Source organism: Sporosarcina sp. GTC18466, from assembly GCF_055389225.1.
In genome coordinates this window covers 70,233-83,212 of record NZ_AP044037.1, presented here as the reverse complement: position 1 = coordinate 83,212, position 12,980 = coordinate 70,233, and the positions used below count along the sequence as shown (strand labels likewise).

13 protein-coding genes are annotated in these 12,980 nt (G+C 46.7%); 4 read left to right on the top strand and 9 right to left on the bottom strand.

The genetic code is table 11. From position 1 onward, the window contains the following. Positions 1–19 precede the first annotated feature (19 nt). Positions 20–1,435 carry a UDP-N-acetylmuramoyl-L-alanyl-D-glutamate--2,6-diaminopimelate ligase gene (locus ACZ5FK_RS00385; RefSeq protein WP_464805949.1) on the bottom strand — a complete coding sequence of 472 codons (1,416 nt, stop codon included), beginning with the start codon at positions 1,433–1,435 and terminating at the stop codon, positions 20–22. 134 nt (positions 1,436–1,569) lie between these two features. Between ACZ5FK_RS00385 and ACZ5FK_RS00380 the strand changes: the two genes are divergently transcribed. Further along, a complete protein-coding gene (locus ACZ5FK_RS00380) occupies positions 1,570–2,316 on the top strand; it encodes an amino acid kinase family protein (RefSeq protein WP_464805948.1) in 747 nt (248 codons plus the stop codon). On the opposite strand, the gene ACZ5FK_RS00375 is transcribed toward ACZ5FK_RS00380, so the two are convergent. Then, positions 2,291–3,379: a CAP domain-containing protein gene (locus ACZ5FK_RS00375; protein WP_464805947.1), complete on the bottom strand. Its 1,089-nt coding sequence runs from the start codon at positions 3,377–3,379 to the stop codon at positions 2,291–2,293. The genes ACZ5FK_RS00380 and ACZ5FK_RS00375 overlap by 26 nt on opposite strands. 247 nt (positions 3,380–3,626) lie before the next feature. On the opposite strand from ACZ5FK_RS00375, the gene ACZ5FK_RS00370 reads away from it, so the two are divergent. Together ACZ5FK_RS00370 and ytvI are read left to right on the top strand one after the other, a co-directional pair. After that, a complete protein-coding gene (locus ACZ5FK_RS00370; RefSeq protein ID WP_464807461.1) occupies positions 3,627–3,983 on the top strand; it encodes a YugN family protein in 357 nt (118 codons plus the stop codon). A 101-nt stretch (positions 3,984–4,084) separates the two neighbouring features. After that, positions 4,085–5,143 (top strand): sporulation integral membrane protein YtvI, encoded by a 1,059-nt coding sequence (ytvI, locus tag ACZ5FK_RS00365; RefSeq protein WP_464805946.1) that lies wholly within the window; start codon positions 4,085–4,087, stop codon positions 5,141–5,143. 47 nt (positions 5,144–5,190) lie between these two features. Here ytvI and ACZ5FK_RS00360 read toward each other — a convergent pair whose 3' ends face one another. From ACZ5FK_RS00360 to cyoE, 7 genes are all read right to left on the bottom strand, one after another. Further along, positions 5,191–5,652 carry a DUF420 domain-containing protein gene (locus ACZ5FK_RS00360; RefSeq protein ID WP_464805945.1) on the bottom strand — a complete coding sequence of 154 codons (462 nt, stop codon included), beginning with the start codon at positions 5,650–5,652 and terminating at the stop codon, positions 5,191–5,193. Positions 5,653–5,685: 33 nt separating this feature from the next. Next, on the bottom strand, positions 5,686–6,600 hold the full coding sequence (gene ctaG / locus ACZ5FK_RS00355; protein WP_464805944.1) for a cytochrome c oxidase assembly factor CtaG: 915 nt from the start codon (positions 6,598–6,600) through the stop codon (positions 5,686–5,688). A gap of 172 nt (positions 6,601–6,772) precedes the next feature. Next, complete coding sequence (locus ACZ5FK_RS00350; RefSeq protein WP_464805943.1) at positions 6,773–7,120, bottom strand: cytochrome C oxidase subunit IV family protein; 348 nt, start codon at positions 7,118–7,120, stop codon at positions 6,773–6,775. A gap of 1 nt (position 7,121) precedes the next feature. Continuing rightward, positions 7,122–7,748 carry a cytochrome c oxidase subunit 3 gene (locus ACZ5FK_RS00345; RefSeq protein WP_464805942.1) on the bottom strand — a complete coding sequence of 209 codons (627 nt, stop codon included), beginning with the start codon at positions 7,746–7,748 and terminating at the stop codon, positions 7,122–7,124. Next, a complete protein-coding gene (ctaD, locus tag ACZ5FK_RS00340) occupies positions 7,748–9,622 on the bottom strand; it encodes a cytochrome c oxidase subunit I (protein ID WP_464805941.1) in 1,875 nt (624 codons plus the stop codon). The genes ACZ5FK_RS00345 and ctaD overlap by 1 nt, the downstream gene beginning before the upstream one ends. 33 nt (positions 9,623–9,655) lie before the next feature. Beyond that, positions 9,656–10,723, bottom strand: coding sequence for a cytochrome c oxidase subunit II (gene coxB, locus ACZ5FK_RS00335; protein WP_464805940.1), 1,068 nt, complete (start codon positions 10,721–10,723; stop codon positions 9,656–9,658). Positions 10,724–10,820: 97 nt separating this feature from the next. Further along, positions 10,821–11,738 carry a heme o synthase gene (gene cyoE, locus ACZ5FK_RS00330; RefSeq protein WP_464805939.1) on the bottom strand — a complete coding sequence of 306 codons (918 nt, stop codon included), beginning with the start codon at positions 11,736–11,738 and terminating at the stop codon, positions 10,821–10,823. A 375-nt stretch (positions 11,739–12,113) separates the two neighbouring features. Between cyoE and ACZ5FK_RS00325 the strand changes: the two genes are divergently transcribed. Further along, on the top strand, positions 12,114–12,980 hold the full coding sequence (locus tag ACZ5FK_RS00325) for a COX15/CtaA family protein (protein ID WP_464807460.1): 867 nt from the start codon (positions 12,114–12,116) through the stop codon (positions 12,978–12,980).

The following is a 12,980-nucleotide window of genomic DNA, read 5'->3' as shown; positions in this document are numbered from 1 at the left end:
ACAGGACTGCCTCATGCATCTATTCGAGACTTGCTTCTTTGAGCGAAGCTTCGCATTTCAGTTCAATTGCCCGCTTCGCCACTTCATAATCGGAAAAAGGGAAAAGCCCTTCTTTTGTCTGCTGGGTCTTTTCGTGTCCTTTGCCAGCAATCAGGATGATATCCCCTTTGGAAGCATGCTGGACTGCTTTATAGATTGCCGATTTCCGGTCCGGTTCAACAATCGGATCGATCGGGTACATACCTTGGATTATCTCACTGATAATCTGCTCTGGATCTTCTGATCGCGGGTTATCTGTTGTCACAATGACTTCAGCCGAATAGCGCGCCGCAATTTCTCCCATTTGCGGCCGTTTGCCCTGATCACGCTCCCCGCCGCAGCCGAACACAGTGATCAGCTTCCCTTCGCATTCCTTAGCCAGCGCAGATAACACAGCAAGAAGGGCATCTGGTGTATGGGCATAGTCGATGTAAACCGTGATACCATCCCTCTTTATCTGCTGCAGCCTTCCTTCAGGCAAGCTGAGCCTGCTGCACAGCGGTACAATCCCTTCAATCCTAAAACCGAGCAGAGCTAATACAGACACCGCTGCAACCGCATTTAATTTGTTATGGATGCCCGGGACGCGCAACTTGAACGACTTTTCGTCAATCAGATTTCCTGCTGCTGTATCACGATTGAAATAATGCACAGGAACCAGCGCATCCGACACGATTTCAACACATGAAGCATCTTCTGAATTGGCGATCAGCACTTTCGCTTTTCCGGCAAGCAGCTTTTTAGCATTCAGATAGTTTTGCCTGCCCCCATGTTCTTCATAGTGATCAATACCAATATTTAAAAAGACCCCGATATCAATATCACAGTGATCCAGCCGATTCATCGACAGTCCGATCGACGAAGCCTCCAGCACTACATGAGTGACTCCTTCCTGTTCCAATTGCTTCAATAAGAAATGAAAATGCTCGGGCAGCAAGGTGGTCATCCCCGAATGATCCAGCGGCCACTTCTTCCCTTCGACAAATACGCCTGTTGTTCCGATCACGGCCGCTTTCACTCCACAATAGTAGAGCATCTGCCCGATAAAGTGGGTGACAGTCGTTTTGCCATTCGTTCCCGTCACAGCGACGACCAGCATCCGTTCGGATGGGTTGCCGGCTAGCCGCGCACTTGCGTATGCGATGAATTTCCTGCAATCTGGCACTACGATGACTGGAACGCCATATCCCCGGCAAGCGGCAATCGAATCATTCCGGTCAATGACGATTCCACTAGCCCCACGCCTGATCGCTTCTTCAATGTACAAAAAACCGTCTGTCTTCCCTCCTTTTCTCGCTATGAAGAGATAGCCATCGGTGACATGGCCAGAATGTTCGGTGATCCGCTTTACGACTGTATGAATATCGCCAAATACGGTACACGGCCAATCTTTCATGAGCTCTGAAAGTAACAGGTCCCGTCTCCCCTTTCCCGAACAATTTGCTAAACAACCGAATATATTGAGAACGAACTATACTTCATCGTATGAAGAAGGTGGAATGAACGTCACGAAGAAAGTTGGGAAACCGAATGATTGTACAGAAGTTTGGCGGCATAGCTATGAAAGATAAGAAGACGAGGGAGAAATGTATTGAGCATGTGCGGCGAGGTATCAAAGAGCATCAGAACGTCATAGTCGTCGTATCTGCCATCGGAAGGGATACTGACCCTTATTCGACAGACAGCCTGCTCAGATTGACAGAAGCGTTCTCAGAAGCGAAGGCGGCTTGCGATCTTGCTGTCTCATGCGGTGAACTCATTGCCTCTGCAGTATTTTCCGCGGAATTAGCTGCAGCCGGCATCAATAATCAGATCTTTCACGGTATCCAAGCCGGTATTTGGACGGAAGGGGAATTTGGGGACGGAACGATTTCGGATATTGACCCGTCAATGATCATTGACGGATTGAATCAGACAGACTGTATCCTCATTCCTGGATTCCAAGGAATGAATGAAGCATGCCAAGTGATGACAATCGGCAGAGGCGGCAGTGATCTGACTGCTGTCGCACTAGGTGCAGCTCTGCGGGCTGAGCATATTGAATTTTTCAAAGACGTGCCAGGCATCATGACTGCTGATCCGAAAGTAGACGGACAGAGCAAAAAAATCGATCGGCTATCCTTCCATGACCTGCTTCCTTTACTAGAAACGGATCGTCCAGTCATCCAAAAACGGGCTGCCTTGTATGCCATGAAAAAGTCGATGCCCTTGTATGTGAAAGGCATCGACGGTTATGAAGACGGGACATGGATTACTCCTTCGCGGGAAACAATGTAGCCGGATCTTTTTCTTCATCGCTTTGTATAAAGTCCTGTGTATAGTATTTTCCATATACGCCTGAACCGAGATGATTGAAATCCTTGCCAAGCATGACTTTCCGGTGAGAAGGCGAATTCAGCCAGCCATGTACCGCTTCGATTGCATCGACATAATTGAAAGCGATATTTTCCCCTGCTTTCTTGTGGGTGATTTCAGCTTGTTTCAAACGATCGGCAAGCGTACCGCTGGAAGGGGAAACATTCGCGAAATAATTTTCCAGCGCCATGTCTTCACTATGGCCTCTTGCCACGATACCAAGCCAATAGTGATTTTTCAGCTCCTCCAAGCCATGGAGCTTACGGATTTCATTTGTCAAATCGAAGAGCTGCCTTTCCATAGCGCGGTCGACTTCGATTTGTTTTGCCGCGGACGGCGGGGGGACGGTCGTTATCTCCCCGCTGTATTCCATGTCATACGGCTGGTGGATCACGAGAGTTCTTGGACTCAGGAAGCGGACACCTTCAATCGTCTGATCCTCTTCATCTACATATACTTGTGCAAATAAATTTTTGAACTTGATCAATAAGCGGTTGGAAATGTCCTCGTTTTTGAGCATGAACATATAGAGGTCATCTCCAAGCTGGACATCCACTTCCGAATCAATGATAGTCGTCCTGTAAACTTCATTGATGTCTTGTGAAATACCGAAAGGCTGTATATCGATATCGGGATCGGCCGTGAAGACCTGATTCACCATATCCCCTTCAACGCCTGCCATGAAGGAGAAGTCATCCAGGTATATCCACCAATCATATCCGAACGCGGAAGGTTCTACGCGATCCGGCTCGCCGTACTTGTCGACAAGTTCCTGCACAGGAGACCCGACATAAATGGACAATCCGCCTATTGGCCGTTCCTTCTCGTTTGCCTGATTCGTGAAATCCTTGCCCGGCGCCGGTATCGCCGTGCCATGTTTAACCGGAGATTCAAGTAACTCATTCTCTTTTACCCTTGTGTCCAGCAGATAGAATACAGCAAACAAGACGAAGAGAAGAAGTGCAATTTTCCAGATTACTTTCAAATCGATTGCCCCTGCTTTCGATGAATGATAATGTTCTGCTTCCTACTTTACATGATAAAATACAGATGTTTCATCCTTTTCGCTTAAAATCGGCAACTTTTCATAATTCTTTAGTATGGGGAATGCAAATAGGGACATTCCTATACGACACAATGTTGTCATTGCAAGTAACGCCAATATGTTCTATTATAAATAAGTATAGGCAGTGGACTGGATATGATAGAAGGAGGATGTAACTTTGGATATTATGAATACCGGCCTTGACGGCCTTGTTGCCGAATTGAACGTTCTTGATGAGATCATGCTGAAGCATGACCTGGTACGCGCAGGGCAATGGGACTATGAACGGGTAACATACGATAAGAAGTATGTTGTAAAAGAAGGTACATACTATTTACGCGTATATGGATATACGCCTGAGGATGACGTCGATACTCGGGAAGCGGTCATCCACTTGATGCAGCCGCAACTCGGAAAATATTATTATCCGCATGGCGTCGAGTATGGTGAAGACGAAGTATATCCTGAAGGACTTGTTAAAGATTGCATCGCTACACTAAAGTCAGTGTATGACGATCTAAAACCTTTTATATTGGAGAAATGATTTAAAAAACCGGAGAACATACTGTTCTTCGGTTTTTTCATCTATTCATCCCTGGCTTAATTGGTTATAATGGGAACAATGATTAATTTGGGGGAATTGAATTGTCAAGATGGTTCACAAAACGATTGTTACTCATTATTGTGGCAGTCATACTACTAATCGTGGCGGCTTATTTTATTTTGCCGGTTTCCATCCCGATCATATTGGCGTTGCTCACCGCGATGCTCTTTGAGCCGCTTGTAAAGCTGGTGGAAGTCAAACTGAAATGGAAACGGAAAATGTCCGTCATCTCTGTATACTTAATGATAATTGCGATTTTAGCCGCATCATTATACTATACGGTAAACTCCCTGATCGGACGGATCATTCAATTCACCAAAGACGCACCCGACTATTTGAATAAACTATCTGGAGTCTGGATTGATCTCCAAAGCAAAATGTTCAACTATACTGCCGGTATGCCAAAGGAATTTACGGAAGCGATTCAAAAAGAAGTCGAGACAATCATCATTTCGATGCGTTCCTCTATCACAAGCCTTCTTAACTCTGATAAGATCATGACGCTCGCGGCTGATATTCCTAACTTCTTAGTAAGCCTGATTGTTTTTATGATCGCCCTTTTCCTATTCATGCTGGAACTTCCCGATCTAAAGCTAATGGTATTCCGCCATTTGACAGAGGAATCCGCAAAGAAATTCAGGTATATGACACAAAAATTGAATTCTGTAGCCTTCGGTTTCATGAAAGCACAATTACTTGTCAGCCTAATCATTTTAGCGGTATCTTTCATAGGCTTGCTCATCATTGTGCCAAAGTATGCGATTATCATGTCGCTTGTTATCTGGATCATTGACATCATCCCAATTTTAGGCTCGATCATCGTCCTTGCCCCTTGGTCACTTTACCAAATTGTGAGCGGCGATGTTGCCACAGGTACGAAGCTGGCAGTACTTGCTGTTGTTCTCCTCATCATCCGAAGGACCGTGGAACCGAAAGTGATGGGTAACCAAATTGGACTGTCACCGCTGCCTACATTGATTGCGATGTTCATAGGATTGAAGCTGTTCGGTTTCCTGGGCTTCTTCATAGGACCGATGATCGTCATCCTGTTCAACACTGCACGGGAAGCGGGAATCATTAAACTGAATTTCAAAATTTAAAAAGCAGGAAAGGCGGCTTCAAGCCCCTTTCCTGCTTTTTCATCATTTTAAAATCCAAGAATCGCCTTGATGACAGAAGTTGTTTCTCCTCCTGTATAAAAAACATATAGGAGCAAATAGACAGCGACCCCCGTAATGGCGGTGAAAAACCATATAATACTTGTCGCAGGGCCCAGCTTCCGGTGGATCTTCAGCCTGTCTTTCAAACCGGTAATAAGCATGATGATGCCAAGCACGGCTCCAACGGTCGCGAGAGTGATGTGGAAAATCAGGAAGACCGTATAGTAGATCTTCAGGCTCGACGGACCTCCAAATGCGGTATTCCCAATAAAGACCGTACGCGACGCATAGATGATAAAAAACACAAGCGCGGATGCCGCTGCGACAAACATCGTTTTTTTATGGGCATCCACGTTCTTTTTACGGATAAGCGACCAGCCGATCGCCACCAGGATCGCCGACAGCACAATGAAGGATGTACTGATTGTCGGCAGTATTGGAACATTCATCGTGCATTCCCCTTCTCCATTTGTTACACCAAATTAACCGTGCACGTTCAAGTTCTGCCGCTCCAGCAAATCTCTTCGTGTGATCTCGTCCGCGTTTTCCTGCTCGTCCTTCGACCATTGGAAGAAAATCTTGCCAATTACCACAACATAAATCAATTCCTGGATGACTTTCATGATGATGCCGCCCAGCTGTTGATCATAAAGTGTCGGCATATTCGTGAACAGTTCAGGACCTGATATGGAGAGACCTGACAGCGTGCCGGCAGGAACACAAAGGGCCATCGCTTTCAACCATGCTTCACCGCTGTAATACGTCTCATATACCGGTACGTCGACAAAGATGATAAGCGAACATGCCGGAGTGATTAAAATAGCACTAAGGATGACATAACCAATTTTCTTTAAACCGTGCAAATGCGGGTGATCTTCAAGCGTATTAACAATCGGCCACCACAGGAACAGAGCAGCAATAAACAAGGTAGTCGTAAACACCGCATGCAGCGTCAGACTCAGCTTTACATAATCCAAAATCATTGGATAATGATAGAGCGAAAACATAAGGGTGAAGACCATCAAACTAATGACCGGCTTGGTGAAAAGCCGAACAATCCGATCGATTAACCCGACGCTGAAAACCTTTTTCCAAATGAAGTTCGGAATGCCGATGATTAAGAATGGGGCTACCATCAATAGCAAAAGAGCCATCTGCGCCATATGTACAGAGAACAAAATATGGCCAAGCAGATCCATCGGTGATCCTTTGACGATATACAGCAAGATGATGGATGCCAGGAAATAACCGATCTGTCGCTGCGTTACCGGCTCGGTCCCTTCAAACTTATTTCTCCATTTCTTGGTCAATAAAAAATAAATGCCGATGCATAACAACAGAAAAATAATAAAATACGGGCTCCATAACGCCCGAAATCCAAATATGCTTAAAGGCATAGTCGCCATCGCTCCTTTTTCAGTCTTTCTTCATTATAGAACGAACCTTCGCTGAACACAATGAACGAACATTGACATTTCGAGCAGGTCCGCAGCTTTAGGCATATACTGTTTCCATAACAGCATATCTAATAAAAAAATCCGCGAACCTATGTCCGCGGATTTTTCCCAATTACCACCAGACGATTGTCACGAAGGTAAGCGGGATGAGAAAACCGAGCAAAGCGCCCGTGAACATGAACATTTGTGGAATGCCATGTCCTTTCTCGCTCATATGCATGAAATAATAAAGTTGCAACCCGACTTGGACAGCCGCGAACAACATAAGCATTGGCGTAATGAAATATTTGGAGAATCCAGCAACTCCATTTTGCCATGCCACGACCATCGAGAACGATACGAGCGTCAAGAAGATCATCAGTGAGAACATCATAACTTGACCGCGCATCGACTCTTTTGAGCGTCTTTTCATAAGTGCTTGTTCTGCCGGCGTCCGTTTGTACACTTCAATCTCTGCCATCTTACCCTATCACTCCCATCAAGTAGACTACAGTAAAGATGAATACCCACACAACGTCAATGAAGTGCCAGTATAGAGAGAATGTATAATACTTTGTCGCATTATACAAATTCAATCCGCGCTTCGCATTACGGAAGATCAACAGCGTGATCCAGACAAGACCGATCGCTACGTGGAAACCGTGTGTTCCGACAAGCGTATAGAATGCAGAACTGAATGCACTGTTGCTGTAGACAAATCCATCATGGATGTAGTGCGAGAACTCGTAAACTTCAAGGGCAAGGAATCCAAGACCAAGAAGCGCAGTAATCGCAAGCCACAGCTGCATCTTCCTGAAGTTATAGTTGCGCAAATGGTACATCGCATACACACTCGTAAGCGAGGACGTCAAAAGCAGCATTGTCATTACGAACACAAGCGGCAATTCATAAAGTTCCTGTGTGCTGAATCCAAATCCGCTAGGACCGGAGTTCTTTAATGCGATATACGTCGCAAACAAGGTTGCGAAGAGTATTGTCTCTCCTCCAAGGAACAACCAGAAACCAACAAATTTGTTTTTCGCTTCAAGAGTCGCTTTTTCCGGATGATCAGGCCATGTATCAGGAGTGAATTTCTTATTCAAGTCCATTAAGCTCGACCTCCTTTGCTCTTCATGTCGCGAACCAGTTCTTCCTTCTTAATGTAATACCCTGTATCATCCGCCAATGAACGCCAGCTCATGCAAATGAACGTCCAGGCGAGACCAATCACTAGAACCGGAAGGCCCCAGCTTGTTTCATTATGGAACATTGCTCCGAATGCTGCGACAAACAATCCGATTGTCATAAGGAATGGAATGATCGAACCGTAAGGCATATGGATATCCTTCACTGGTTCAGCAGCAGTATAGCCTGCTTCGTTCCCTTCCATCTTTTCGATCCAGACTGTGTCAAGTCCGCGGACAAGCGGAGTTGTCGGGAAGTTATAGTACACTGGCGGAGATTCGATCGCCCACTCAAGCGTACGTCCGTCTCCCCAAGGGTCGTTTCCGACTCTGACATTCTTGACAGATGTAATGATGACGTTGATGACGAGGACAATTACGCCCAGACCCATCAACAGAGCACCGACTGTACTGATATAGTTTGCAAGGTTCCAGCCTTGGCCATCCTGGTACGTCCAGACACGGCGCGGCATTCCCCAGAATCCGAGCCAGTGCTGGATTAGGAATGTCAAGTGGAAACCGATGAAGAACAAGACGAATGTCACTTTACCAAGTGCTTCGTTCAGCATCGTACCGAACATTTTCGGCCACCAGTAGTGCGTAGCAGCCAAGATCGCGAGCACAACCCCACCAACGATAACATAGTGGAAGTGGGCGACGATGAAGTACGAATCGTGCAATTGGTAGTCAAGCGGGGCGGCCCCTTGCATGACACCCGTCACACCGCCCATTACGAAAGACGGGATGAAACCGAGTGCGTAAAGCATCGGAGTTGTGACTTTGATGCTGCCGCCCCACATTGTGAGCAGCCAGTTAAAGATCTTCACACCAGTAGGGACAGCGATCGCCATTGTCGCTACCGCGAAGATTGCGTTCGCAGTTGGCCCTAGGCCGACAGTGAACATATGGTGAGCCCAAACCATGAATCCGAGGAAGCCGATCAAGACTGTCGCAAATACCATGGATGGATATCCGAATAGACGCTTTCTCGAGAATGTAGAGAATATCTCCGAGAAAATACCGAATGCCGGCAAGATGAGGATATACACCTCAGGGTGACCGAAAATCCAGAAGATATGCTCCCAGATGATCGTGTTTCCGCCCATTGTATGATCGAAGAAGTTCGCTCCGAACATGCGGTCGAATGTCAAGAAGAACAATCCGATCGTAAGTGGAGGGAATGCGAACAGGATCATCGCAGAAGCGACAAACGTTGTCCATGTGAAGAGCGGCATACGCATATACGTCATACCCGGCGCACGCATGTTAATGATGGTTACGAGGAAGTTGATCCCCGCCATCAACGTACCGCCCCCGGCAATCTGAAGGCCGAGTGCATAGAAATCAATGCCGTGCCCTTCGGAGTGGAGTGACAGTGATGCATAGGAAGTCCATCCAGCATCCGGAACCTCACCGAAGAACCAAGAGATGTTCAGGAACAATCCTCCGAAGAAGAACATCCAGAATCCTAATGAGTTAATGAATGGGAACGCAACGTCACGAGCCCCGATTTGAAGCGGGACAATCGCGTTCATGAAACCGAATAAGATCGGCATGGCAGCAAGGAAGATCATTGTCGTACCATGCATGGTGATCAAGTCGTTATAAAGGCCTGCACTTACGAAGTCAAGATTCGGCTTATGTAACTGCCAACGAATCAATAACGCTTCGATACCGCCGACGACGAAGAAGAATCCGCCTCCAAGGAAGTAAAGGATTCCGATCTTCTTATGGTCGACTGTTGTCAGCCAATCCCATAGCGTAGCGCCAAAACCCTTTTTTTGAGCAGCTGAACTCACATTGTTACCTCCTCTACAATAGTCGCGTTGGAATTATTTTTCCACTGACAATCCCATCAAGTATTCAGCCAATGCATCAAGTTCTTCATCAGAGAACTTGCCTTCAAAGCCTGGCATCGTATTGCCTGGTTTGTATTTCTGTGGGTCTTTGATCCATTTGATCAAATCTTCTTTTGTATGATCCATGACACCCGCCACCCGGTTACGATCTCCGAATGTCGCAAGGTTAGGCCCTTGTGCACCGCTTTCGCCTACACCGCTGACAGCGTGGCAGCCGATACAAGTGTTGTTCTGGAAGATATCTTGGCCTTGCTCATTGGCAACTGCCTGTTTGTCTTTCGTATCTTGCATTGACGCAACCCAGTTATCGAATTCCGCGCGCGGAAGCGTCTTCACTTTAAAGTCCATCAACGCGTGGGATGGCCCGCAAAGCTCAGCACATTTTCCGTAGAAGACGCCATCTTTAAGGCCGGCAGATTCCTGGTCGAATGATAGATAGAACTTGTTGACATTTTCAACGTTCGTATCCATTTTTCCGCCGATCGCCGGGATCCAGAATGAGTGCTTCACGTCAGCAGCCAATAGGTTGAAATACACTTTTTCATTTGTCGGCACGACTAGCTCCTGTGCCGTCACAATACCTAGGTCAGGATACTCAAACTCCCACCAATACAACTTAGCCGTCACATCGACGACAAGGTTTTCAGGATTCCCATCCTCGTCCACCGCGCCCATTGCTGATACATCGCCGAGCTTATACGTGTAGTACACTGTCGGCACAGCAAGGAGCAGAATGAGAAGAATCGGAAGAACCGTCCACACGAGTTCAAGCGTATGGCTTCCCTCAACCTGTTCAGGAATATGATCTTCACCTAGTCTTGAACGTCTGAAACGTATCAATGCTATCAAGTAGATTGCAACGACCACAATAATGACCAACAGCATGATTCCTGATGCTAGAAGCAGCAGATTAAACTGGTCCTTACCAACCTGTCCGGCAGGAAGAAGCGTGGAAAGCTCTTCTTGTCCACAACCCGCAAGGAAAACCGTAAGAACTGCTAATAGAGAAAAGAGACGCCATTTTTTGAGTCCTTTCATCATCGCTTCGAATACCTCTCTTTCTGAAAAATTGTTTTCTAATTGAGGACGATTGACCTCTCTATAATGAATTCCTGTCATAAAGAAAGAATTCCGTACGTCAGATGAATATCGAGAAGATGATCATGGAGACAAATAGGATTGTCATGTAGTTCAGCGAATAGACAAACATCGAAGTCGCCCATTTCAAATCCTCTTTCGCCTTGAACCCTCTAATGGCCAGTACAAGCCAGCCGATATTCAAAAGTGTGGCAAGGATCAGGAATCCTGTTCCAAGCTCTGTGAGCATGAATGGCAGCGGGAACAGTACAAGTACCCAGCCAAACATGGATTTCTTCGTTCTTGCAAAGCCTTTTACCACCGGCAGCATCGGGATGCCTGCTGCCCGGTATTCTTCTGTCTTTTTCATGGCAAGCGCATAGAAATGCGGCGGCTGCCAGATGAACATGATCAAAAACAACGCCCAGGCACCAAGACCAAGTGACGGTTCCACAGCAGACCAGCCGATCAGGGGCGGGATTGCTCCAGAGAGGCTTCCAACCACCGTATTGGCAGTGTGCTTCCGTTTCGACCACATCGAATACAGCACGACATAACTGAAAACACCCGCTAAACCCAGCCATCCGGCTAACGGCGTCGCAAGGAACAGCATGATTTCGCCGATCAAGATGAAAGTGAGTGCCAGTGCCAACACAGCCGAGGCGTTAAAGCGCCCAGTCACCGTCGGACGGGTTTTCGTCCTCGACATGATCGGATCGATATCCCTGTCGATCAGGTTATTCAGAGCCGCAGAGCCCGCAATGATCAAAGCTGTGCCCAGCATGGCGTAGATAAGTATATCCAGGTGCTGGATGAAGCTTGTGCCTGTGAACTGAAAGGCTAAAAACAGGCCGGTGAAAGCTGTGATCAAGTTCGAGTTGACAATGCCGATTTTTATAAGTGCCAGAAAATCTTTTAATAATGATGCCTGCTGGATCGCTGTATCTGCAGACGTTCCGATCGTACGACCGTTTGACATGATTACCCTCCTTTCAATGATATCGGCGGATGCCGCTACACTTAACTATATCGAAATCCTGCGCCGATTTCTATAGGGAAACGAAAAAACGGCAGAATTGCGCAGTACAACGACATATTTACCGGTACACCCTATCTATAGTAAATCATTTCCGACAGGCTTTTGTGAAGTTAAAGGATCTTTTTTATGAACAATTTGTGAAATAAGGCTTCGCATTTGCTTTTCCATCCATTCCTCATTGTTTTTTACGGTATTTTTAGCTATCATCAAAAACAGAGCCTTTTTGAGTAACGGTCATCATTCTTTAAAGAGAAGGTGCTTTATTTGCGATATCATAAATTATTAAAATGGTTTGCGGTCGCCGCTACGGTCGGAATGCTCCTCATCATGCTTGGAGGCGCCCTTGTAACGAAGACCGACAGCGGGATGGGTTGCGGAAGGCATTGGCCCGGCTGCAACGGCCAGCTGATTCCGGATGAAATCACTCCTGAAGTCCTCATTGAGTTCTCTCATCGGCTTGTGACGGGCGCTGTCGGAATCTTTATCGTCGTGCTCGCGGTATGGTCCTGGAAAGCGATCGGGCATGTGAGGGAAACAAAGTTCCTCGCCTTTCTTGCTGTATTCTTCCTGATCCTTCAAGCACTCATTGGAGCTGCCCAAGTACTGTGGGGACAAGGAGACTTCATACTTGCCTTGCACTTCGGCATTTCACTCATTTCATACGCAGCAGTATTTCTTCTCACTCTTCTCATTTTTGAAGTCGATCAGAAATTTGATGCGGACAAGCTCATTATTGGTAAGAAGATGCGTTGGCATACGATTGGTGTAACAATCTATTCATATTTTGTCATCTATTCAGGCGCTCTCGTCCGCCACACGGAATCGGAGCTGAGCTGCCCCGACTGGCCGATGTGCCGGAACGGTGAATTCAGATTGCCTGCGGACTTCTGGGAATGGATACAGATGAGCCACCGCACTGCGGCTGCCCTGATCTTCGTCTGGATCGGGATCATCACCATCCATGCTATCCGGCACTACAAGCAGACAAGAGTCATCTATTGGGGTTGGATCACCGCATTCATCCTTGTGACACTTCAAGTGCTAGCCGGAGCATCTGTCGTCCTGACAAGGCTGAATCTGTATCTTGCACTTGCACACTCGCTGTTCATCACATTGCTGTTCGGTTTATTGACCTATATGGTCCTGCTTGTTTCAAGAAGCTGGGCAAACCGGGAGAAATAA